Origin of the sequence: Paraniabella ginsengisoli, from assembly GCF_022513635.1 — a bacterium.
Lineage (GTDB): Bacteria > Bacteroidota > Bacteroidia > Chitinophagales > Chitinophagaceae > Niabella > Niabella ginsengisoli.
This window is the reverse complement of sequence record NZ_JAKWBL010000001.1, coordinates 854,898-877,200: the sequence shown is the minus strand read 5'-3', so window position 1 is coordinate 877,200 and position 22,303 is coordinate 854,898. Positions and strand designations below refer to the sequence as shown.

Here is a 22,303-nt window from a genome sequence, read left to right as displayed (position 1 = left end):
TTCATCTGTATACTTTTTAGGTTGCAGCTCCGCTGCGATTTTTTTTTACAAGACCCGTTATCGTACATTAATATATTGAGGTACCCATGTTTTACCATCTAGTTTCCATGACGGTGGCGTAAGTATACCTAACCATTGGTACACCTGCATGGCTACATCCACTGAATTAGGAACGGAACGATAAACTGCGTCTACAATAGGGGGACAAACTTTAGTACTGACATCATTAAAAATGCCAGGGTTGTAAGACTGTATTGTCAGATGATTGTTACCACCGCTTTGATCTTTGATAGTCTTACCATCAGGCTCAACTACATTTGACGGCCAAAATCCCATCAAGTTTGTTTTATATCCGTCTTCAGGAATATCAGTTCTACAGTAATTAGCCTGTATATAAGCATCTGGTAAAGCTGTATTATAAAACCGTATATCTGTTACAAAATAGTCGGCATTAATCTCACCATTACTTGATATAAGATTGCCTACATTAAATGGCCGAGGAGAATTAAGGTTACCGCGACTCGCTATATTAATGGGGCTGGCCGAGCGCACTCCATCAGTAAACACATAAACGTTACGAGTATTAGCATCTACCTGATTAATGGTAGCAGTGAGTGTATGCCACTGATTATCGGATACTTTTGTACCAGCTAATTGTGCATTTCCACTACCACTTTCATGTCCGAAATTAATCATCCAGTAATCCCCTTCTAAGAAGAACACCCAACCGGAACTCCATTAGAGAATCCAGCTCTTTTACCCAATATAGCAGGATAGTAATAATTACCAACGGGAACTTTCACTTTACATTGTATGGTAAAACTACCAGTAGCTCCAATATTCCCTAACGTACTGTTATTTTCAAGAGTAGCTCTTCGATTATCGGCTTGAGTTCCGTTATATAAAGGTGCAGTTCCTATATATGGTATCACGGTGGGCTTAGCTGCACTTTGAATTCTGAAATTAGGAATGGGTGTAAAGTTGTAGGCCAAAAACATTGTATTATGACGGCCATCTTTAAACGCGGACCAAATTTCACCTGCGCTTGGCACAAAGGGTGTATTGTTTCCTTTATTAGAACAAATCATTATAAGCCAGTTTTCTTTCAAGTAGGTTGGCCTGGCAGCAATTGCATCCATCATCTCTTTTATTTGAGCGTCTACCGCTAATACTGCATTTTTATAATCAGTATTTGATGCTAAATAGCCGCCAGCCGCGCCCACTGTTTCTACATTATGAAACTGTACCATTACGAGATCAGCAGATGAAGCTGCAGATAGCTCCGTAATTGCGGCGCCTTTTACCGCATCGTCATTATTGTCAAAAGATTGCTTCACGTTGGCATCAGCAGTAAGATTATCACCCAGCACTTTTGTTGCAGTAAAAGCAGCGGTCTTAATATCGGGCCTGGCATTTTTAATGCGTGTAAAAATGGTTGGATATTCTGAAAAATTGTTATCGCTGAAACTATTGCCAGTTACGCCATGTTTATCAGCGCCTGTACCGGTAAGTAGGTTAGCCCAGGTTAGATAATTGCCGTTAGCATTGTTTTCATAGTCGCTAAGCGCATCCCACGAAAATATTGCATTATCTGCCATATTTACCAACGTAGGTGCCTGCACTTTTCTTACTTCGTCGCCTACAGCACCATCGATCATTATAAATAACACTTTATTTTTTATAACAGTCGTATCAGCATCTCCTTCTCCTCCTAAATCGCTTTGTACTGATTTATTACAAGCAGACAATATCAACAGCCCTGAAAGGAGTGATGTAACAATGCCGCCTAAAAATTTATTTTTCATCTGTTTATTTTTATACTTTTTATGGTCAGATGGAATTACGAATATTCAATCTTGAAATAGTCTATATACTAAGCTGAAGAGCTATTAATTCTGAAATCTGATTTTGACAATATTCCCAACATCTTTACTATCATATCTAAAAAAGGAACCTACAAGCATTACATAGGTGATGGTGGGGTCGGTATCACTTGGAAACTCAATAAAGTCATTCACAACTCCATCAAAATACCCGATGTTATTGTAGCCCACAGCCAGGCTGCCATCAGGATTGAGTACCATAAATCCCGGACGCACAATGCCGTCGTATTTATTAAATGTACCGGACACCATAATTTTACCATCATTTAATTGGCCTGCAAAATTGGGTATACCACCTTCAACAGGTTTAAAATTGAATGTGTTATCTACATTACCATTCTCATCTATCATCACAATACCATTAGCCGCCTGTCCGTTATAGCTGGTGAAAGTACCCGTTAGCAATAACTTGTGTGTAGTACTGTTATAGGTGATTTTATTAATGCTACCATTTGCTCCTGCTGCGGCAAATGATGGATCGCGCCTGCCTGTTGCCAAATCAATACGTACGATACGGCCAGCAGACTGGTTTTCAAATGTTGTAAAATTCCCTATCAACAATAATTTGTTTCCCGGCGTTTCCACACCATCGAAAACATATCCGTTGGCAGATGTATAACCCTGTACCGGCCTCAAACCTACATTCAGATTAAAAGAGGAATCAATTCCACCATTCACATTTAATCGTGCAATCTGGCTAATTCTTATTTTATCGATGTAGGGGCTTTCTGAAGTTGATCTTTCATATAAAATACTATTATAATCCGTATAGTTACCTATCGCTACTACACCGGCAGATGTATTATAGAGTTTGTTTACAGCACCGGTAAATCCGCCGTTGAACGACGGTCCTATGGCAGTAGGTAGCGAACCGTCGCCGGCAATATCGAAAGCTGTGGTATCTAACATACCATTATCATGAAACCTCGTAATGTTGCTTATATTTCCTCTTGAATTAACGGAGCTGAAAACACCACCAGCAATTATTTTATCATCGGCGTTAATAAAAGCTGAAGTAACAACTCCGTTCAAGCCAACTGTTCCGATATTGAATACAGGTCTCAATCCAGTACCGCTAGCACCATTAGTAAGCAAACCTCCATTATTATTTATAAATGTAAGGCCGGTTATGGCAGCTAAAGAACTAGCTTTATTCTCATAATTTCTAAATGCACCATAAATTAAATATCCTCCTAAGCGCCTTGGCTCTATTCCAAGAATAGGGCCATCTGCAACACTGGTAGTTGTGTTAAAGGTTGGATCGATATTTAACTTCCCCTAATGTCGATAATGGGTCCGAAATAAAACTGACCGTTTATTTCTATAGCGCAGCTACCCGTACTGGCTGTAATAGGGATTCTTATACTTACTTCATCTGCTGATACAGACACTACATCAGCCGGAGTTTGATTGATATAAAAGCGAAAGTCGCCTTCCTTCCCTTCCAGCCCGTTTACTTTTAAGGTAACAACGGAACCTTCTGCAGCTATAGAAGGCGTAGGTGGTACATCTTCAAAATCTATTAATCCCTCAGGAGAAGTTGTATAAAGTGGATCTTCACTCACAACATTCTTCGTACAGGATAAAGCTCCGGCAGAAAGTACCGCTAACAATAAACAGTAAGCAGCTATTTTATTTTTAAGTTGTATCATGCTAATTAAAATGATGATGATAAATATCATTAGTTATCTATGCCTGCTGAATTTGCAGTTTCAAAAAATTTATCCGGATCAAAACCAAAAAATGAAAAGGATACTGTAGAACATGTACATACCCGTTTGAAGGATGTATGTTTACTGATGCCGCTAACGTAGGTGTCCATGTTTGAAAATCCCTGGCAGAAGATGGCGATGGGATATAAGACAACATCAACTGTCGATAACCTGCATAAGGCACACCCCCACCCGCATTATAAATGGAACCAATATTCATAATCTGCTCATCGTAAGAATTATAAATTTGACCCGGATAGGCCGCCATATTTTCAGGGTCTAATTGAGGAAAGTCGGTTAAAGACCGTGCCCCTTTAAACAAATACCTGGATAAAGCCTCGCGCCACACAGATGGTTTTATCTGCTGATATCTTGTAAGCGGTGGTCTGCCCAACTCATTTAACCTTGTGTTACATATTAAATAAGTGCGCCTAAGGCAGGAATCGGCAGGAGCAAAAAAGGTCACCTCTTCATTTTGAAAAGCCTCCGTCATTCCGGCGTAGTCAATGATCTTCACCAAAGAATCAAAATACTGTGGCTTTGATTTAAGATAGTCCAGTACGGTGCCATTAAATTTGTCGTCTTTAACACCGGTATCATTAAAGTAATCCTTTTTACACGCCCCCAACAGCAAGCTGATTATTAATAAGGGTAACGTTAATAGCTGAATTTTTTTATTCATCAGTATATTTTTATGCTTCATTTGCTAACAATAATTCTCCGTGTTATAGTTATTATTCCCAATAGTTATTCAGAGTCATTTCAGGATTATTGATCAATGCATCTCTATGTATCGGCCATGTCCACGCTCCTGCTCTAAAATTTTCTACAGTAGTATGATAGCAAAATTTATATGAAAGATCTATTACTCTCCTGCTTCTTACACAATCGAACCAATAATGCCCCTCGCCGATAAATTCGCGGGCCCGTTCTAAAAATATTTGTTCTTTTAATTCTTCTCCGGTCTGGGTTAGCGGAGAGGCTTTCGCCCTGTTGCGTATAATGTTAGCTGTTTCTTTAGCCGCACCATCGTTGCCCAATGCAGCATACGCTTCTGCCTGCATTAAAAAATATCCGGGTACCGATAAACACACTGCGTAGCATCGTTGCGATCATTAAAATCGATTGAGTTAGGATCTGCCGTTACCAGGAACTTCTTCATTTGGAAAGTTCTGTTTGCATTATAGGCAGTGGCAGGATTAAACCAAAGCTGTAAGCGCTGATCTGCTTCACCTTCAGGATACAAAGCTCTCATAAAATCTCCGGTGTAGCTCATGTAGGGAATACTTGCCGTATTTGGATTTAAAGGATCGTATTTCACCTGGTCAAAGAAATCACTCCAACCAAAGCGTTCACCATAATTTCTGTTTTGCGGAATACCAAATAAGTTTTCGCTGCTTCTTCCTTTAAAAATTTCAATATACCTTTCAATAGGAAGCAATTGATAAGCTCCTCCATTTTCATTTCTTGCCTCGTTAGCTAATTCTATTACATCGTTGTAGTACAGCTGGCTATTAGGGATATCAAAACCTGCCAGCCATAAATTCATTTCCATCATTAAGGCAATAGCCGCGCCTCTCATACCTCTGATACCAACGTAAAAGGGATCATCATAAGTCCAGGGCATTCCTTTATAATATTCCTTCATGTCGGCGATGCAGCCTCTAAGCACGTCGGCCATGGGCGCTCGTTTTAAAGGTTTGGCAAAATAGGGTTCCGTATAGTAAGCGACATCCCCAAACTGGCGCACCATAAAAAAGTAAGCTAAGTTTCTTATAAAAACTGCTTCTCCTGTGTAGGCAGCTTTCAATTCACCCGTAAGTGCCGGGTCGGGAACATCTCCAATTCTGTCCACCGCAATATTAGCCGCAGCTATTACACGATAATACCTGTCCCATTGTGTAAACCGAACGTGGTTAAAGATGGTACGCCAGTTATTTCCACTATAGTTAAGATCCACAAAGCGACGAATGTTATTATTAGCAAGATCAGCTATATAACCACGCCCCCAACCAAGCTCCGTATTTTCTTTTACCATACCCCTCTAAGCTCTCCTGCAAAAGGTAAATACGGATATTCATCTGTTCCTGCCCCAGCCTGCATATTCGGACGTGTGGTAGCCTGCCTAAACAACTCGTAATTACCGTTGGTGAAATTTTCTACATCCTTTAAGGTTTGCCAAAAGTTATTACCAGATAGATCACTCGGTGGATCTACATTCAGAAATTTTTTACAACCGCTTGTTGATGCGATTAAAAATGCTGCTGTAAAGAAATATATTAAACGTTTCATCTGTTATTTTTTTATTGATTTTATTGGTCAGATGGAATAGCTTGAAACAACTATTCTTTTGGTATTAGGTATAATAGCTATTTCATAATAAACATCATTTTTAAAATTGAACATTTAGTGACATTGAGTACGTGCGGGCATTGGGATAACCGTTAGAGTTATCACGGCCTAATGCTGATACCAACTCAGGATCGGGACCAGAGTACTTGGAAAAAGTGTACACATTGGCAGCCGTAAATGCAAGGCGGGCAGAAGACATACTTAATCTTTTAATCAGATTTCTGTTAAAATTATATGCGAATGTTATCTGGCTGATTTTCCAGTAGGAACCATCTTCCAGAAATAAAGACTGGTTGGTACGGAAAGGCTGTAAAACACCTGCTCTTCTGAAATCAAAAGGATTAGGATAAACGGCCCCAACAGTTCCGTTATAGCTACCCACAGCATCTGGTTTCCAATAATTATAATCCTCAATAGGTGGCAGTGCAGTACCTCCAAAAATATTCCCGGAGAAATTTGATAAATCGCTGGCAGCTGCTGCATTTAATACATCCCGCACAAGGGTATAGTTTACCTGTGTGGTAAGTGTAAAACCATTCCACTGAACGTTGGAAGTGATACCACCCGTGGCCCTTGAAACGGATTACCTAACGGCAACAGATCCCTTTCATCAATTACATAGTCTCCATTTACATCAACCCATTTAGGATCTCCTCCCTGAAAATAAAAACTTTGGTTACCAAGTTGCTGGCGCAAACCAGTAGAAGGATTTACCGGTACATCGCCCGTGCTTGCATATACACCCTGGTTGTAATAAAGCAATGGTGAAAGATCGCGGCCAATCCGATAAACTACCGGTACGTTTACACCGCCATCAGGAATCTCAAATATAAATTCTCTTACACCGTTTGGCAACCTGGTAACTACCCTTCTGTTAAGCGACCCAACAGTGTTCAACGTCCATTGAACAGGATTTTCATTTTTAAATATTCTCAGGGTCAACGATAACTCATGCCCGAATTTTGCTGTGCTGATTTCGTTGGTTACGAGATTCTGAAACCCACTTGTATTAGGTAACGGAATTTCTCTAGGTTCGTTATCGGCAGTTTCATAATAAGTATCATAGTTTATTTCAACCCTGTTCTGATCAAAAAGACCCAGCTCTACACCAAAGTTGGTAGAGGTTTTGGTTTGAGGTAAGAACCCTGTGTTAGGTACTCTTCCCAAATCAAGAAATACAGTTGGGTTATTATTATATTGTTGTCCAACAACGTATTTACCATATACATCGAAGATGCTGCCGGTAGGTGTAATATTTTTACCCCAGCTTACTCTGAAAGCACCAAATTTTATCCAGTCTACATTTTCGTAAACGAATTTTTCTTTTCCAAAATTCCAGCGGCCGCTGATGGCCGGATTTACTGTGTAACCAGCATTAGCACCGTTATTTGAAGTGGCATCTCTGCGGTAGTTAAAGTCGATAATATACCTCGTGTCCCAGTTAAACGTGGCATACCCACCATAACCATGTAAGCGTTTATCAGCAAGATTGTTTAAAACCCCACCCAGCGAAAATTGAGGATTATAACCGATGGGGCCTTCAATATCATCATTAGGGAAGCCAACTAATACATTGCGGTTTGCCCTGAATCCTTCTGCACTTATTTCAGTAAATGCTCCGGATGAGAAGAGGAAATACTCTCCAAACTTGTGTACATAATCCAGGCCAGTCCTGTTATTCAATACATATCGCCTGTCATACTGTGTTGTTCCTTCAGCATTATTGTTATTAACATAAGAAGGAATAAACACATCTTCTGTTCCCGAATTGAAATTATAACTGAAATTATTTCTGGCAGTAAGACCAGGTATAAACTGCCATTGCAGATCTAACGAACCTGATATATTGGCTGATTTGTTATTGCTTCTTACAGCATCAAAATTAAATATAGATCCCGTTCCTGAATAAATAGATGCAGGTAATAAAGATGAAGATCGTATCGCAGTATTCAACTCATCTTGTGTTAGATTTGAGCTACTTCCGGATTGACGCTGTCCCAAAGTTCCCCGCAAGTCTATTTGCGCCCTGAACTTTTCTGTGGGCTGGTAAAGCGCATTCATACTTAAAGTATAGCGCTTAAATCCGGTATTTTGAATAATTCCGTCTTCAATAATAGCCAATATTTGTTTTATAGTTGAAATTGCGATCACCGCCATATACCTGAATGTTATGTGTTTGGTTGAACGTTGTACGATAAAACAGATCCTGCCAATCAGTTGAATTATTATAGTATGGATTTAAACTATCCGACAAAGCGGGATTTACATTGATCAATGCCATCGCCGAGGCCAGAGAAGAATCATATTCCAAAATAGCATTAACCCTTCTCATACGCTCTTCCAAACCCCCAACTACCGACCGTAACCTTGGTGGCGTTTTGGTAAAGAATTGTCCGCTATACTGTACAATAGGCGTTTTAGACAAACCACGTTTAGTAGTAATAATAATTACACCATAGGCCGCACGAGAGCCATATTGAGCAGTAGCAGAGGCATCGCGCAATACGTCAACTTTCTCAATATCTTCAGGCGGTATAAGTGCAATGGGGCTAATACCTGGGCCACTACTTTGGAAGCCGTATTCGTATCCACCATTTACATCAATAGGTACACCATCTACCACAAATAACGGAGAGGTTGGCGTTAAAAAACCATCGGAGCTTATACTAATGCTGGAAGAACCACGCAGGTTAATAGAACCCATTCCACCAGGAGAGCCGTTATTATTTTGAACATCAAGACCAGCAACTTTACCTTGTAGTAATTCCACTACGTTAGATACAGGTACATCCTGCAAAGCTTTACCACTTACAGTAGCACTTGATCCGGTGGCAACATCCCTGTTCTTGTTACGATATCCTTCTACTCTTACTTCCTGCATTGAACTTCCGGCAGAACGTTCAAGTAATACCTCAAGCGTACTGTCTGAGGCGGTTATAACACGAAAATTCTGACTGTAGCCAGCATGGCTAAAAGTCAGCCTGCTTCCTAAAGCTATATTTACCGAAAAGTTCCCATTGTCATCTGTTACGCCTATCGCTTTGGGCGGTGTTCCGGAAGATATGGTCACATTTGCTTTACCCGTCAGAACATCTTTATCGATTACACGGCCTTTTACCGTAATGGTCTGATCGTTTTGGGCGTTCGCATCATTACACAGGCTGCAAACCAATATTAATATAAATGTCAGATAAGATAATCTCATTTCGCTCAATTTTGACTTTAATAAATTCATAGCCTGTTTTTATAGATCGTCTGTAGTTTTAGGTACGTCAGTTTTAAATGCAAATATGATTTCCCAATCGCCTGGCTCAAAAATGCCGAAGTTTAAACCAAATTGAGAGTTGATCCTGGCGCCGCCAAACCCAATACGGGAATATTTAAACCTTACGGCTGCCGTAGCACCATCTGTAGTGGTATATTTTGTTGGGATATTTGCTAATGGAATAGGATAAGCAACATCATACTTTACATAAGTAGCTGTTTTTTGCATATTGAAACCATGCACTAAATTCTCCCAATCAGTCTCACTAAATATGGAAGGGTTTAGTGGATTAAACAGTGTATCTAAAAACCGGAAAGTAATGGTATTCCCAACAGAAGGTTCTACTTTGCGGATATATACATCTACATCACCAGATCCTAAAAAACGGCGATCGTCTTTAGCTCCAACAACATTAGCTATTACAGATATTCCGAAATTCTCTCTAACAGGCTGGCCTGTATAAATATCAAGATTTGAAGGGATTGTCGGACTCTCACGTAATGGTTTTACTTTTAGATTTCTGTAAAATCTACGTCCACCAGAGTTTGATAATTCTACATCAAACAAATAACCGGAATCGGGCTGAGGGAGTATAAATTCAGACCTTCCTGATGACCAAAACGTAATGTTACCTGTATGAGGGCTCATTTCAAGAATAGGGTGATACTCTGTAACTCGCTTTGCTTCAATTTCGGCTAAAGAACTTTCAGAACCGTCATAAGCCTTTTTCCAAACTTTTACAGGAAAAGCCTCAGTTAGTTCATTAGCAGTTTCGCCGGTAACCCGACGTACGTTTATAATTTTAAAATCAGCAGGATAAGTAGTACTTCCTTTAAAAAAGTTATTAGTAAAATAAGTAGTTCGCCCTAAGTAAGGCTCATAAAGATCAATTGTAAACTGAGAATCGGCTCCTACTGTATTTCGCTCTTGCGGTAAATATTTTTTGCAAGCAAGTGCAGAAGCTACCAATAAAACGAGTACATAGCCGGCTTTTCTGCTGAATATACGGTTCATATATTTATTATAATTGTTCATTAATAGTTCTTTTATCTTATTCAGTTTCTTCTGAGCGCCTGTTTAAAGCATTGATAAAATCATTACCAAAGCCAAAATTGTGACCTACATCAAGCACATGCACAATAGCGTTATTGGTTTTAATATCGACCGTGTTAGTGTACACTCTTATCCAGTTTATTGTAAATACCGAACCGCGGGGATCACTAAATAATATGGCTTTAGGACCACCACCAAGAAAACCTGATGCATTGGTAACTTCATATTGCATATGCATATTATAACCATACTTCATAGAAGGAAACGGTAATCCATCTGCCCTGGCAGTGAGGTCTTCGGTGGTAACGAGGCCTTTGATAATATACTTACTAAAAAAACTGTCCAGTATGTTTTGATCCATTGTGCTAAACGATACCGGCGGTAAAGATGGCACCGAATCCCTGCGCGCATTATTTATATTCTGCAAAGCAATAGCGTAAGACCGGTTGCTTGTAGCAAATATTGTATAGCTTCCATTTTGCAAAGAGTCAGCTACGCCAGGCAGCCTGTTTATCACCAGCAACATGGAATCATAAACTCCGGGAGAAGAGCGCAGGTATGACAAAGCGTCTCCATTATAATGAGCGGCGTTATTATCATAATCTACAAACGGACTTTCATCCTTATTGCATGCCTGGAGCATTAACACCGCAATTAGTGGCAGCATCATCGCCCTGATCAACTTTATTGTAAATACTTTACTTTTCATCTGTTTATTTTCTATTTTTTTAAAGACCAGATGCCTGCCTGGTCTAACTGACAGAGAATTGATATATTCTTATGAGTGTCTTAAACATTAATGTGTTACTTCCAATAGTTGTTTTGCTGTATACCTGGGTTGCGGTTTATCACATCCTGTGCTATGGGCCAGTAAATTCCTCCTTTGTCTATCAAATCGTTAAAGGCCGGATTATTCCGTTTCAGTTTATTATATCTTACCAGGTCAAACCATCTCCACCCTTCGCCTAAAAGCTCCCTCCTTCTTTCAGCAAAAATTTCGGTAATCAAATCCAGATCTGCTGAATAGTTGAGACCAGAAATGCCCCGGTTCGAACGCATTGTATTAAGTTTCTGAATGGCCTCTTCACCACGACCCAATACTGCTAAAGCTTCGGCATTTAAAAGAGTTATTTCTTCCAGCCTTGTAAAAACAATTGAAGAATTGTACTTGGCAAATGTTCCATCGCCACTGCCACCATCAACTTGCCTAATCTTTTTGAAAACAGGGATTGCAGAAGAAAAATTTTCAAAATAAGCTTCTGTCGGAAGACCATTCAATGGATTAAAACCAAATCGCTGATCATTTCCGTTTGATCGCGGAAACAGAACTGCTATACTATCTTTATTCACATAAATATCCGGGAGTTGCTTAGACATTGGGAATGCTGTAGTATTGGCCAACGCTAACTGTTCAATATGACCAGAGGTAGTAGACTCTCCTCTCTCATAAATAAAGTTGAAGCCAACAAACTGGTTCCAGCTTACGTCCGAGGTACTGAAGAGAAACAGATCACTTACCAACTCCGATGTTGATACAGTTGTCAATTGCGCCTTAGGAGCGTTATCAAGAATAAATTGTGAGTACACAGCAGCGTTAATATAATCTCCTTCCAGGGCAGCAATATGTGCAAGGATGGCATAAGCCGATAATCTGCCAAGTAATGTATTTTTCCACTCGTCAGCACCTTTTCCATAATAATTAGGAGGATAAACAAGATCTGGATCTACTGTTGAATACTGATAAGGGAGCCTGGTTGCAACCTCGATCAGCTCGTTTTTTGCAAATCCTAAAACAGCGCTTTGATTGGTACGTGGAAAATTCTCAAAATTGCCTTCTCCTGTAGACGTTACCAGAGGTACATCTCCCCAGGTTCTTACCAGCATGTAATAAGCAAACGCTCTTATGGCACGCGCTTGCGCTATGTCAAGTTTATAATATGACTCAGTATACCTGGGATCTACAAGGCATTCGCCTACACGCTCAATAAACAAATTGCTCGCATTGATGATCGTATAATACCGGCGCCAGTTAGTGGCCTCCGTAATTAACGGAAAAGAGGCATTTAGATTTCCGTCAATTACAGCTTTTAAATCCGGACGACTTACGGCTTGAAAATCGCCGCCTCGCAGTTCACCTAATATCCAGTATGCATTATTATCTGAAAGTGCCGCGCGGAACAACCCATACATACCCAACAACCCAGCCCTTGCATCTTCAAATTTTGTCCAATGTTGATCTTCCGACGCCTGCCGCGTAGAAGCTGTATCTAACTGCTTATTGCAGGAGCTCACGAACGTGATACTGTAAAGTGCAACTATTGCAATGGACCATCTGTAAAGATAATTTTTCATTCGTGTATTCTTTTTTTGCCAACTTCCGTGGCCATTATTTATTCGAATGGAAACCCCGCTGATAAACTATACCCGCTTCGTTTTATATAAAGATGTAGTAACTTTTAACTGTTGATTTGAAAACTAGAAATTCACTCTAACTCCAAGTATTAATGATTGTGGATTAACCAAACCATATCCATTATAAATTCCATTATAATTAACCAGTTCCGGATCGTCGCCCTTAAAGGGTGATAGCGTTAACAAATTGGTTCCTGTAACATATAGCAAACATTTTCTAAACGCAGTTCTCGTACCATTTCTGCTCAAATCATATCCGATAGATAAAGAGCGAAGCTTGAGATAAGAGGCATTCTCAAGGAAAAGATCCTGATCTTGTCTGTAAGGGACAACCGCGCTCCAAGGGTTATACACCGGATATTCCGATAAATCCTGCTTACGCTCCCAAAACGTAATTTCTTTTACTGAATTAATATTGTTGTTCACTTCGGTATTAATAAAATCTAACCGTGAAGCTGCATATTGATTTAATGCATTTCTTTTAAGTGCATAGTAAAATTGAAAGTCCAATGAGAAATCATTATAGGTAAGGCTACTACCAAACCCACCGCTCATTTTTGGCATATAGCTTCCCTCCAGCACCTTATCATCGTCATTAATAGTATAATCGCCGTTTACATCTACCCAGCGAGGATCGCCTGCTTTTAACGGCACGCCTTTATACGTTATTGGCGTATTTGTTGATGGATTTTGAGGCACTTCTCCATCAGAATTGTAGATACCATTATTCTTTAGTATCCAAAAAGCATCGATTGGTTTCCCAATTTCCAATCTGGTATTTCCGATTTCTACATTGGCCAAACCATCGGGCAATGCAGACAATTCATTTTTATTATAATTAAAATTACCTGTAAAAAGCCAGCCAAGCCTATTCGCTCCCTGCGGTAGTATTTGTGCTGCCAGCGTTATATCAATCCCGGTATTATTTACTTCAAGTCCGTTTTTGTATGCACCTGTATATCCCCACTCTGCAGCAACTGGTACAGGCATCAGCATATCTTTATCGGCTTTTCTGTAACCATCAATACCAATTCTCAAACGATCTTCGAGCAGCCCAAAACGCAAACCGATGTTTAACTGATTTGTATAAGCCCAAGGTATTCCATACCCTACCCAACCAGTGCTATACGGTCTTGACAACCCACCGATTCCTGAATAAGACCCTAAAGTTGGTTCATCAGTAAAACCCAGATCTACACGATAAGCGGGACCAGCATTAAATCGGTCATCATTAAGTAGTTTGCCAATATGTCCATAAGAAGCGGTTGCTAATAATGAACTCAGGGTGTTAGAATTGATGATCATATCCTGAAAATCATATTCAATACCACCAGAGTAATTGGTAAACCAACGATTATCCGCCTGCATGTTTGATGAGCCTTCCCGACTTACAACTGCGCTTAATTTCAGCATTTCATTGTGAGTATAAACCGCGTTACCAAAAAAGGAGACCAATTTCGATTGCATTTTTCCAGGAAAATAATTCACAAGGAAACCTCTGGGAATTAAGTATTCCGCCTTATTAGGGTCGCCCTCAACAACGTTTATCTTAATGAAATCATTAGGAGTATTATTAGCATATGCATAGTCATATTTATAAACATCTGATACAAAATTTTGACCGCCTTTCAGGATTAACTTCCCCGCATCGCCTATTTCTAAATCATAGCTTAAACTATTGGTAAGAACTAATCTTTGATTATAACCAAAGTAGTTAGATACAAAATTATTTCCTTCAAGTAAGGTTCTTGGCCAAAATACATCACGAATACCTTCGTTATAATCAAATCCGATACGACCGGTATAATTTAATCTTTCAAATGGATTGGCGCTAATTGCCAGATAACCATTAATAAGATTATTAGTATTATCATCTGTTGCTCCAGTTGCATAGTCCTTATCAAACTCCTTTAGATAAGTGCCATAAAGTTCTTTATTAGGTGTTAGTGGATTAGTTAAATCTGGTATATAACGCTGCTCTGCCAATCGATCTCTTACATTTCTGTTTCTTTCTCTTTCCTGACGGGTATAGCTAAGCATACTGGAAACCATCATCCATTTTACAGGAGCTACATTGATATAAAACGATCCGTTGTAACGCGTGAATGACGTGGCATCGGCAGTGTTTGCATTTTTTGTAAGGCCGCTAAAGAAACGAAAGTTAGCACGGTCTGAACCACCGCTGATACTTGCATCTACATTATAGGTTGGAGAATATTGATAGTAAAGATCCGTCCAGTTGGATGCCCCATAATAATCAGCATTAGTAGAATCCCGCAAATATGGAGGGTAATTAAGACGATCATTTATAGTTCCATATTTGTTATAAAAAGGCTGTCTGAAACCATCTTCATAAGCCGCATTGGTTGCGTAAACCTGAGTTTGGCAGCATATCCAAAATAGGAATTAATGCTAATTTCTCTGAATCCTGATTTTGCATTTTTTGTAGTGATCCATATCGCTCCGTTTGCCGCCATTGATCCTAAAGAAGCCAGTGTAACAGGGTCTTTAATAACTTCAATAGACTCTATATTGTCCTGGTTATATGCAGCTAACAAGTTTGTAGCAGGGCCAATGCGATTAAAGTCGTACTTCTGAATTTCGTACGCAAATGGATTGTCTTGCGTCAACGGAATTCCATTTACATAAATTGTAGGTTGCTGATCGAATAGCTCTCGCTTACTTAACAACGGTGTAGAGATACCACGAATAAAAATATTTTGCTCAGTACCAGGTTCACCACTTGTTTCCTGAACATATACACCTGCTGCATTACCTTTTAGCATTTGCTGTACAGAAATGAAGGGTTGGCGTTGAACATATTGCAGGGGAACCTCGTTGATTGTCGATCCACTGAATTTTTCTGCCATCTTAACAAGGGAAACACCATTCGTTGCAGCACTTAACAATGTATCCTCTTCGGGTGAGGTTGTTGTATCTATTTCCTGGGCTGTGGCAACAACTGAGAGGCACAGTAATATCAATTGAAAAATAAAAATCCGTAACGAACAGAGGGCATTAACTAGTCTCATCAAGTTAAAATTTTAGTTTAGTCTGCGGCAATTGTTAAACTTTGAAATCCAAATATCTTTAACATCTTCTTAAGGGGCATGCAAATTATTAATCAATCATAGCAGTATATTAACCCATCTTGATAACCCTTAAATTATTACTATCAATATCCGGTAACACTGTAAATGTATAGATGAAATTTTGGTAAAAGAACGCGCAACCGTATGCGCAAATTTTCACGATTTGGTATGACCCTTTACTAAAAGATGCATTTGGTGGAGACTAAATGTTAAAATTAATTTTTTAAAATGCGCAGTTCTTTTGGGTAGTAATTGTTGATTCTATTAGGCAGAGCATTCATCCATCCTAAAGAGAAATATTCATTGGTAGCCAACTGCCAGCCTTGCCCTGAAACACTTGCGGATAGTGTGTTTTTCTGTAAATAAGCAATTGCGTCTGAAAGAGATAATTCATTTTTTTGACTTCTTCAGAAACCATTAAACTCATTGCTAAAGCATGATCAGGAATGAATTTTTTATGAGCCATTTCGCCCAATAAAACGCCAGAATAAATGACACGTAAATGTTGAAGCAATAAGTCAAATTCGTTGAACAAAATAGAAGGCCATGCATATACTTTGTCATTAACCTGTATTAATTCATGGCCATCTATTTTAGCCCATTTTTCAACAACAGAGGCTAATTGCTTAGTTGAAGATCTGGTGGCAACACGATGTCTATTTTTATAAACATCAGCATTTTTATTTTGAAAAGCAGTCAAAAAAAGCCTTCGCCCTTTGTTAGATGCGGCCAAAAGCGGTAACCATAATGGTTTGAAAAGGTTTTCACTTCCGTTATATTCCAATCAGGTTTGATTTCTAATTTGAGATTTGCAATTTGAAATTCATTGGCCAGCCAGTTCGTTATGTCTTCGTTTTCATCTTTTGAATAAGAGCAAGTGGAATAAATTAATACACCATCTTCTTTAAGCGCTGGCATCACATCGGCTAAAATCCTTTGCTGTCGCTGATTACAGAGCATTACATTATTTTCACTCCATTCATTTATGGCATTCCCATCTTTTCTAAACAAGCCACTTCCGCTACAAGGCGCATCAACCACAATAACATCAAAATAACCTTTCAGCTTTGAAAAATCTTTGGCGTCGTTGCTGGTTACAACTACATTACTACTCCCCCATTTTATAATGTTATCTTTTAGAATATTTACACGCTGCCTTATCACTTCATTACTTACTAATAAACTATCGTTAGAAATGAGCGATTGTAAATGTGTTGATTTACCTCCGGGAGCAGCACAAAGATCTAAAACCTTTAACGGTTTTGAAAGATCAACCGTTTGTTTTAATGCCTGTTCCAAAAACATACTGCTGGCTTCCTGCACGTAATAACAACCAGCATGAAACAACGGATCGAATGTAAAAGAAGGGCGTTGTGAAAGGTAATGACCATACTGGGACCATGTAACAGGTTGATCTAAAACATCTTTGAAATGGCTGTCCAGACTGTCTTTCCTTATCTTATGAGGATTGCGCCGAAGGGATGTAATCTGTCTGCCCGATTGATGAACATCAACAAAAGCATCTTCATTAAAACCTTCAATATCGGTTAAGGAATTTATTAAAGATAAAGGTAATTGCACAGGGCAAAAATAAGGAACGCAAGTGGGAAATAGCAAGTAGCGGGTAGGTTGCAGGTTTTCAGATTGCTATTGTTGGTTTAAAGCGTACCATTCGCACACCGTAATTTACAACTCCTGCATAGACATTTCCCACTTGCCACTTGCTCTTTTCCTACTTGCCAAATGATTATAACGCTTTTATTGCACCAACCAAATCCTGCAAAACTTTTTTAGCATCACCAAAAAGCATAGATGTTTTAGGTCGAAAAAATAAATCATTTTCAATACCTGCATAGCCCGGCTTCATACTACGTTTATTGACAATAACTGTTTTTGCAAGCTCTACATCTAAAACAGGCATACCGTATATAGGAGAAGCAGAATCTGATTTAGCAGCAGGGTTTACAACATCATTAGCACCTAAAATTAAGACAACGTCAGTTGTAGCAAACTCATTATTAGCCAGCTCCATCTCTAACAGTTTTTCATACGGCACATCAGACTCCGCCAGCAAAACATTCATGTGGCCGGGCATACGTCCAGCAACAGGATGGATAGCATACTTTACATCTACACCTTTGCTTTCTAATAATTTTTCAAGTTCATGGCATGCATGCTGTGCTTGCGCCACAGCAAGGCCATATCCGGGAACAATCATTACTTTATTAGCGTAACTCATTACAACTGCTGCATCGTTCAAGCTAATCTCTTTATAAGAGCCCTGCTCCCCTATAATCGCTGATCCTGTTTTCGATCCGCCAAATGAACCAATTAATACATTAGCCAAAGAGCGGTTCATTGCTTTACACATAAGAACAGTAAGTAAAGTGCCTGCTGCGCCAACAAGTATTCCGCCTGTAAGCATTACTTTGTTGTCATACAAAAATCCGCCGCAGGCCGCGGCCACACCTGTGAAAGAGTTGAGCAATGAAATAACAACCGGCATATCTGCGCCGCCAATGGGAAAGACAAACAGCAATCCATACAAAATGGAAAGAAAAAAATGATATAAAAAACATACGCATGTTCCGCAAGTGAAAACATCAGAAAAACAGACAATCCAATTATTGAAACAAGAATAAGTATATTGATTATTTGCTGTCCGGGAAATGAAAAGTCTTTAAACTTTCCATTTAATTTACCCCAGGCTACTATGCTGCCTGAAAACGAAACAGAGCCAATAATTAAGCCCAGCAAAATAATGATATAAGTGCCGATAGGTATAGCAACACCAATGCCACTTTCACCAACAAATACAGCATTTGTTTTAAGATGATCAAATTCAACAATACTAATCAATGCAGCACACAAACCGCCCATGCCATTAAATATGCTTACCATCTCCGGCATGGCTGTCATCTTTACTTTTTTGCTGACACCAAACCAATAACAGCGCCAATGGCTATGCCGCCAAAAATCCATACATAATTTCCTAATTTATTTCCTTCTTCATCCTGATATAAAAAAATAGTACCGATAATAGCAAGTCCCATTCCAAAAGCCGCCAAAAGGTTACCAGCTCTGGCTTTGGCGGGGTTGGACAACATTTTTAATCCAAGGATAAATGTTACAGATGCGATCAGATAAGTAAGTGTGAGTAAATGCATGTATAAAATTCTAATATTAAATTCTAATTTCTAACCGCCTCCACGTTTTCGGAGAATAGCTGCAAAAAATTAACATCAATTCTTCGGCTTCCTTCAAAAGGCCACACCTAGTTGCTTCTAAATCCAAATTTCCGTAACTTAAAATATGTCGTAACCAATATCTAGATTCCTTCGCCTCTCTTTTACAAATTTTAAATTTCATAGCAGCATCCTTCGCTCCAACATTGTCATTGACCTCAATATAATTAGCACCTACTGAATCCGCGGCTCTTATAAGTTGTTTTATGTATTCAATATTAATAACATCCTTCTTCACATTTACACAAAAGTCCCTTACAGTAAGAGAAAATTTCTCCGATCGTTCTTCAAGGTTATATATTTTCCCGTCCGCCAAATTGATAACTTTTGGTAATTAGATATTAGAATTTAATTTTTAGTATTTCTTCTTTTTGACTTAAACATTTCTAACATTCTGTCAGTCACTACAAATCCGCCTACAACATTTAATGTACCAACAATAACGGCAATAAAACCCAATGTCAATGCGAGATAGTTATCAGATTCTGCTTGCCCCATAACTATGATGGCACCAATAATTACTACACCATGTATAGCATTTGCGCCGCTCATCAATGGCGTGTGTAATACACTTGGTACGCGGCCTATTATTTCTATTCCGACAAAGATCATCAGTATTACAATGTAGATGATTTGCTGATTTGCGGTGATCCATTCTAACATATTTCAAATATTAAATTATGAATACTAAATAATGAATGATGAATTGCCTATTGTTTATTGTCTCGCCTATTGTCTATTGTCTATCGCCCTAACCCGTTCATTTACGATTCTTCTCTGATGCGTAATACACGCACCTTTCACCAATTCATCTTCCCAGTTAAGTTGTAATTCGTTTTCTTTATTAATGATGAGTTGAAGAAAGTTGAATATATTTTTTCCATACAATTTACTCGCATCAGAAGGCATAGTGCTTTGCAAATTTGAATTACCTATTATAGTAATACCATTTTGAAAAACCGTTTCGTTGTTTTTTGTAAGAGGTGTGTTGCCACCTGTCGATGCCGCCAAATCCACTATCACAGCACCTTTGCGCATACGCTGCATCATTTCTTCTGAAATAAGTATGGGCGCTTTTTTACCTGGTATTTGCGCAGTGGTAATTACAATGTCTGATTTAGCAATAGTTTCAGCAATTTTCTGCTGTTGCTTTTGCTTGTACTCATCTGTTTGCTCTACAGCATAACCTCCAGCTGTACTGGCATCCGCAGCACCTTCTACTTCAACAAATTTTGCGCCGAGGCTTTGCACTTCTTCTTTAACAGCAGGACGTGTATCAAACACTTCCACAACGGCACCTAATCTTTTTGCTGTAGCAACAGCCTGTAAACCAGCAACACCAGCACCAAGCACTAAAACCTTGGCAGGTGCTACACTTCCAGCTGCCGTCATAAACATGGGGAAATAGCGACTGTAAGCATTTGCAGCAGTTAATACAGATTTATAACCGGCAATATTTGCCTGAGAACTTAACACATCCATCGACTGAGCGCGAGTTGTGCGCGGCAACATGTCTAAAGAAAAAGTAGTAATGCCTTGTGCCGCATAAGCCTGTATCAGGCTTTGATTATTCAATGGTTGATAAACGCCTATTAGGATTTCCGATTTGAGATTTACGATTTCTGATTTTGATAACGGATGGATGGACAAAAGAATATCTGATTGCTCAATAACTTCTGCCCTGGTTTTTATTATAGCTCCTGCTTTTTCATAGTCGGCATTGGTGCAAAATGCCTGCTCACCTGCCCCATCTTCAATTTGTATATTGACAGTTTGCTTTATTAGCAAAGCCGCCACTTCTGCCAGTAAAGAAACCCTGGTCTCAAAATCCGGTTCTTTTAAAACGCCGATCGTCATAAGGGTTGGTTTTTCGTAAAGGATAGATTATATCCTAAAGATATTGAAACCCATTAAACCCTTACGCTAAAACTTTGTTTTTCTTTAAACTCTTTTCTGAAACTTACGATTCCGATATAAAATAAATCGATATCGCAGGAAACAGCTTCGTGACTTAGAATATTTTTCCAGGCAGTTTCCATTTCTTTGCTCCAATGAATGTCGTCAAAAATTAACAATGTTTCGTTATGTATATGTGGCAGTAATTGTTCAAAATATCTTTCGGTAGGCTCCTGGCGATGATTGCCATCAATAAAAGCAAAATCAATTTTTGAATTATTTTGTAAGACTTCTGATAATGTGTTATCAAAATTGCCACTTACTATTTCAATATTTTGCAGGTCTAATTTCTTGAAATTGTCTGACGCTTTATTAATTATAGCCGGCGCACCTTCCATAGTAATAATTTTTGCAGAAGGGTTTGCAAGTGCCAGATAACTTGTGGTTACGCCCAGCGATGTTCCTAATTCCAGCACGGTTTGAGGCTGATAAAACTTTATCATTCTATACAATAACTGCCCAAATTTTTTAGGCTTTGCGGCATTTTTGGCAATTGAGGCCACAGTTCTTTTGTCAGAAGCTGTCACGGCCGATCCAGCACCCATATCTTCTATGGTTAATTCCGTTGTATCATTCAATAATTCCTTACGCAATGTTTCTACCTTGGCGTAATCATCATATTTAGTAAAATCGTTCATCACTTTTGTTATGAACTCATATACAAAAGGCGAATGCATACCGTGGCCTTTGCTGTTGGCTGCATGAACATAGTATTTAAAATACTTAGCGGCGGCTTGTAATGGAGAGTAAGACATATCGGTTTCAGGTTTCAAGTTTCAGGAGACATACAACCGGCAACTTGTAACCAGCAGCCGGCCTCTCTTTTCTCATTTTCTTTCCCACAATTCATACGTATAATTAAAAGCATGCTTCTCGTCAGCATTGTTTGTGATGCTACTTATCAGTTTCCATTCTTTTTCTTCAATCACCGGAAAGGCAGTATCACCTTCAATTACAGTATCCACACGGGTCAGATAAATTCTTTTGGCTTTTGGAAAATACATTTTATAAATCTCGCCGCCGCCTATTACCATTAACTCTTTTACATCAGCTTCTTTAACCATAAACTCTACATCTTTAGTGCTGTTTAATACAATTGCACCATCAATTTTTAATCCCTTTTGGCTACTCAATACAATATTTTTTCTACCCTGCAAAGGCCGCTTGAAACTCTCAAATGTTTTGCGCCCCATCACAACAGGCATACCCCAGGTTACATTTTTAAAATGCTTCATGTCTTCCGGTAAATTCCAGACAAGCCCGTTGTCTTTACCAATAATGTTATTATTCGAGGCCGCAACTACTAAAGATATAATCATAGGAAATGTAAAAT

The 22,303-nt window shown here is 39.0% G+C and carries 24 protein-coding genes and 2 pseudogenes; all 26 read right to left on the bottom strand.

What is annotated here, in order from left to right:
* Nucleotides 1-57: 57 nt before the first annotated feature.
* The 26 genes and pseudogenes from MKP09_RS04955 to MKP09_RS04835 all read right to left on the bottom strand — a co-directional run bounded on the left by MKP09_RS04955 (nucleotide 58) and on the right by MKP09_RS04835 (nucleotide 22,289).
* Nucleotides 58-723, bottom strand: a complete 666-nt coding sequence (locus MKP09_RS04955) for a DUF4983 domain-containing protein (RefSeq protein WP_240826692.1) — start codon at nucleotides 721-723, stop codon at nucleotides 58-60.
* The gene (locus tag MKP09_RS04950) at nucleotides 711-1,805 is read right to left on the bottom strand and encodes an alkaline phosphatase family protein (RefSeq protein ID WP_240826691.1); all 1,095 of its coding nucleotides are present in this window, start codon (nucleotides 1,803-1,805) and stop codon (nucleotides 711-713) included. Before MKP09_RS04950 ends, MKP09_RS04955 begins: the two co-directional genes overlap by 13 nt.
* An 84-nt stretch (nucleotides 1,806-1,889) precedes the next feature.
* A complete protein-coding gene (locus MKP09_RS04945; RefSeq protein ID WP_240826690.1) occupies nucleotides 1,890-2,978 on the bottom strand; it encodes a delta-60 repeat domain-containing protein in 1,089 nt (362 codons plus the stop codon).
* Between the two features lie 173 nt (nucleotides 2,979-3,151).
* Nucleotides 3,152-3,535, bottom strand: coding sequence for an IPT/TIG domain-containing protein (locus MKP09_RS04940; RefSeq protein ID WP_240826689.1), 384 nt, complete (start codon nucleotides 3,533-3,535; stop codon nucleotides 3,152-3,154).
* A 37-nt stretch (nucleotides 3,536-3,572) separates the two neighbouring features.
* Complete coding sequence (locus MKP09_RS04935; RefSeq protein WP_240826688.1) at nucleotides 3,573-4,277, bottom strand: hypothetical protein; 705 nt, start codon at nucleotides 4,275-4,277, stop codon at nucleotides 3,573-3,575.
* A 52-nt stretch (nucleotides 4,278-4,329) separates the two neighbouring features.
* Nucleotides 4,330-4,659: a RagB/SusD family nutrient uptake outer membrane protein gene (locus MKP09_RS04930; protein ID WP_240826687.1), complete on the bottom strand. Its 330-nt coding sequence runs from the start codon at nucleotides 4,657-4,659 to the stop codon at nucleotides 4,330-4,332.
* Nucleotides 4,659-5,633, bottom strand: a complete 975-nt coding sequence (locus MKP09_RS04925; RefSeq protein WP_240826686.1) for a RagB/SusD family nutrient uptake outer membrane protein — start codon at nucleotides 5,631-5,633, stop codon at nucleotides 4,659-4,661. The genes MKP09_RS04930 and MKP09_RS04925 overlap by 1 nt, the downstream gene beginning before the upstream one ends.
* Entirely contained in the window at nucleotides 5,627-5,887 is a 261-nt protein-coding gene (locus tag MKP09_RS04920; RefSeq protein WP_240826685.1) for a RagB/SusD family nutrient uptake outer membrane protein, read from the bottom strand. Before MKP09_RS04920 ends, MKP09_RS04925 begins: the two co-directional genes overlap by 7 nt.
* Nucleotides 5,888-5,987: 100 nt before the next feature.
* Entirely contained in the window at nucleotides 5,988-6,446 is a 459-nt protein-coding gene (locus MKP09_RS04915; RefSeq protein ID WP_240826684.1) for a hypothetical protein, read from the bottom strand.
* A gap of 11 nt (nucleotides 6,447-6,457) precedes the next feature.
* On the bottom strand, nucleotides 6,458-8,104 hold the full coding sequence (locus tag MKP09_RS04910) for a SusC/RagA family TonB-linked outer membrane protein (protein ID WP_240826683.1): 1,647 nt from the start codon (nucleotides 8,102-8,104) through the stop codon (nucleotides 6,458-6,460).
* Complete coding sequence (locus MKP09_RS04905) at nucleotides 8,055-9,152, bottom strand: TonB-dependent receptor plug domain-containing protein (RefSeq protein ID WP_240826682.1); 1,098 nt, start codon at nucleotides 9,150-9,152, stop codon at nucleotides 8,055-8,057. The genes MKP09_RS04910 and MKP09_RS04905 overlap by 50 nt, the downstream gene beginning before the upstream one ends.
* A 39-nt stretch (nucleotides 9,153-9,191) precedes the next feature.
* Nucleotides 9,192-10,247 carry a DUF5007 domain-containing protein gene (locus MKP09_RS04900; RefSeq protein ID WP_240826681.1) on the bottom strand — a complete coding sequence of 352 codons (1,056 nt, stop codon included), beginning with the start codon at nucleotides 10,245-10,247 and terminating at the stop codon, nucleotides 9,192-9,194.
* Between the two features lie 16 nt (nucleotides 10,248-10,263).
* Nucleotides 10,264-10,974 (bottom strand): fasciclin domain-containing protein, encoded by a 711-nt coding sequence (locus MKP09_RS04895; protein ID WP_240826680.1) that lies wholly within the window; start codon nucleotides 10,972-10,974, stop codon nucleotides 10,264-10,266.
* Between the two features lie 95 nt (nucleotides 10,975-11,069).
* The gene (locus tag MKP09_RS04890) at nucleotides 11,070-12,617 is read right to left on the bottom strand and encodes a RagB/SusD family nutrient uptake outer membrane protein (protein ID WP_240826679.1); all 1,548 of its coding nucleotides are present in this window, start codon (nucleotides 12,615-12,617) and stop codon (nucleotides 11,070-11,072) included.
* A 123-nt stretch (nucleotides 12,618-12,740) separates the two neighbouring features.
* Complete coding sequence (locus MKP09_RS04885; protein ID WP_240826678.1) at nucleotides 12,741-14,957, bottom strand: SusC/RagA family TonB-linked outer membrane protein; 2,217 nt, start codon at nucleotides 14,955-14,957, stop codon at nucleotides 12,741-12,743.
* A gap of 26 nt (nucleotides 14,958-14,983) precedes the next feature.
* Entirely contained in the window at nucleotides 14,984-15,709 is a 726-nt protein-coding gene (locus tag MKP09_RS04880; protein ID WP_240826677.1) for a TonB-dependent receptor plug domain-containing protein, read from the bottom strand.
* Between the two features lie 275 nt (nucleotides 15,710-15,984).
* A complete protein-coding gene (locus MKP09_RS28840; protein WP_490355042.1) occupies nucleotides 15,985-16,140 on the bottom strand; it encodes a methyltransferase RsmF C-terminal domain-like protein in 156 nt (51 codons plus the stop codon).
* Between the two features lie 107 nt (nucleotides 16,141-16,247).
* Nucleotides 16,248-16,304: pseudogene (locus MKP09_RS28835) on the bottom strand (hypothetical protein); the annotation flags it as partial.
* Nucleotides 16,305-16,465: 161 nt separating this feature from the next.
* A complete protein-coding gene (locus MKP09_RS04865; RefSeq protein WP_240826674.1) occupies nucleotides 16,466-17,350 on the bottom strand; it encodes an RsmB/NOP family class I SAM-dependent RNA methyltransferase in 885 nt (294 codons plus the stop codon).
* A gap of 166 nt (nucleotides 17,351-17,516) precedes the next feature.
* Nucleotides 17,517-18,389, bottom strand: coding sequence for an NAD(P)(+) transhydrogenase (Re/Si-specific) subunit beta (locus MKP09_RS25450; RefSeq protein WP_394801032.1), 873 nt, complete (start codon nucleotides 18,387-18,389; stop codon nucleotides 17,517-17,519).
* 56 nt (nucleotides 18,390-18,445) lie between these two features.
* Nucleotides 18,446-18,876 (bottom strand): annotated as a pseudogene (locus tag MKP09_RS25445) (NAD(P)(+) transhydrogenase (Re/Si-specific) subunit beta); the annotation flags it as partial.
* 76 nt (nucleotides 18,877-18,952) lie between these two features.
* On the bottom strand, nucleotides 18,953-19,330 hold the full coding sequence (locus MKP09_RS04855) for a four helix bundle protein (protein WP_240826673.1): 378 nt from the start codon (nucleotides 19,328-19,330) through the stop codon (nucleotides 18,953-18,955).
* A 32-nt stretch (nucleotides 19,331-19,362) separates the two neighbouring features.
* The gene (locus MKP09_RS04850; RefSeq protein WP_240826672.1) at nucleotides 19,363-19,677 is read right to left on the bottom strand and encodes an NAD(P) transhydrogenase subunit alpha part 2; all 315 of its coding nucleotides are present in this window, start codon (nucleotides 19,675-19,677) and stop codon (nucleotides 19,363-19,365) included.
* 66 nt (nucleotides 19,678-19,743) lie between these two features.
* Entirely contained in the window at nucleotides 19,744-20,871 is a 1,128-nt protein-coding gene (locus MKP09_RS04845) for a Re/Si-specific NAD(P)(+) transhydrogenase subunit alpha (protein WP_240826671.1), read from the bottom strand.
* 53 nt (nucleotides 20,872-20,924) lie between these two features.
* Nucleotides 20,925-21,725 carry an O-methyltransferase gene (locus MKP09_RS04840; RefSeq protein WP_240826670.1) on the bottom strand — a complete coding sequence of 267 codons (801 nt, stop codon included), beginning with the start codon at nucleotides 21,723-21,725 and terminating at the stop codon, nucleotides 20,925-20,927.
* 72 nt (nucleotides 21,726-21,797) lie between these two features.
* Nucleotides 21,798-22,289: a dihydrofolate reductase gene (locus tag MKP09_RS04835; protein WP_240826669.1), complete on the bottom strand. Its 492-nt coding sequence runs from the start codon at nucleotides 22,287-22,289 to the stop codon at nucleotides 21,798-21,800.
* Nucleotides 22,290-22,303: the final 14 nt, after the last annotated feature.

Bases quoted from the DNA above. Each gene is read 5' to 3' on its own strand.
- MKP09_RS04950 (WP_240826691.1), bottom strand. From the start codon at position 1,805: ATGAAAAATAAATTTTTAGGCGGCATTGTTACATCACTCCTTTCAGGG.
- MKP09_RS04940 (WP_240826689.1), bottom strand. From the start codon at position 3,535: ATGATACAACTTAAAAATAAAATAGCTGCTTACTGTTTATTGTTAGCG.
- MKP09_RS04935 (WP_240826688.1), bottom strand. From the start codon at position 4,277: ATGAATAAAAAAATTCAGCTATTAACGTTACCCTTATTAATAATCAGC.
- MKP09_RS04930 (WP_240826687.1), bottom strand. From the start codon at position 4,659: ATGCAGGCAGAAGCGTATGCTGCATTGGGCAACGATGGTGCGGCTAAA.
- MKP09_RS04925 (WP_240826686.1), bottom strand. From the start codon at position 5,633: ATGGTAAAAGAAAATACGGAGCTTGGTTGGGGGCGTGGTTATATAGCT.
- MKP09_RS04920 (WP_240826685.1), bottom strand. From the start codon at position 5,887: ATGAAACGTTTAATATATTTCTTTACAGCAGCATTTTTAATCGCATCA.
- MKP09_RS04910 (WP_240826683.1), bottom strand. From the start codon at position 8,104: ATGGCGGTGATCGCAATTTCAACTATAAAACAAATATTGGCTATTATT.
- MKP09_RS04905 (WP_240826682.1), bottom strand. From the start codon at position 9,152: ATGAGATTATCTTATCTGACATTTATATTAATATTGGTTTGCAGCCTG.
- MKP09_RS04900 (WP_240826681.1), bottom strand. From the start codon at position 10,247: ATGAACAATTATAATAAATATATGAACCGTATATTCAGCAGAAAAGCC.
- MKP09_RS04895 (WP_240826680.1), bottom strand. From the start codon at position 10,974: ATGAAAAGTAAAGTATTTACAATAAAGTTGATCAGGGCGATGATGCTG.
- MKP09_RS04890 (WP_240826679.1), bottom strand. From the start codon at position 12,617: ATGAAAAATTATCTTTACAGATGGTCCATTGCAATAGTTGCACTTTAC.
- MKP09_RS04880 (WP_240826677.1), bottom strand. From the start codon at position 15,709: ATGAGACTAGTTAATGCCCTCTGTTCGTTACGGATTTTTATTTTTCAA.
- MKP09_RS04850 (WP_240826672.1), bottom strand. From the start codon at position 19,677: ATGTTAGAATGGATCACCGCAAATCAGCAAATCATCTACATTGTAATA.
- MKP09_RS04845 (WP_240826671.1), bottom strand. From the start codon at position 20,871: ATGACGATCGGCGTTTTAAAAGAACCGGATTTTGAGACCAGGGTTTCT.
- MKP09_RS04840 (WP_240826670.1), bottom strand. From the start codon at position 21,725: ATGTCTTACTCTCCATTACAAGCCGCCGCTAAGTATTTTAAATACTAT.
- MKP09_RS04835 (WP_240826669.1), bottom strand. From the start codon at position 22,289: ATGATTATATCTTTAGTAGTTGCGGCCTCGAATAATAACATTATTGGT.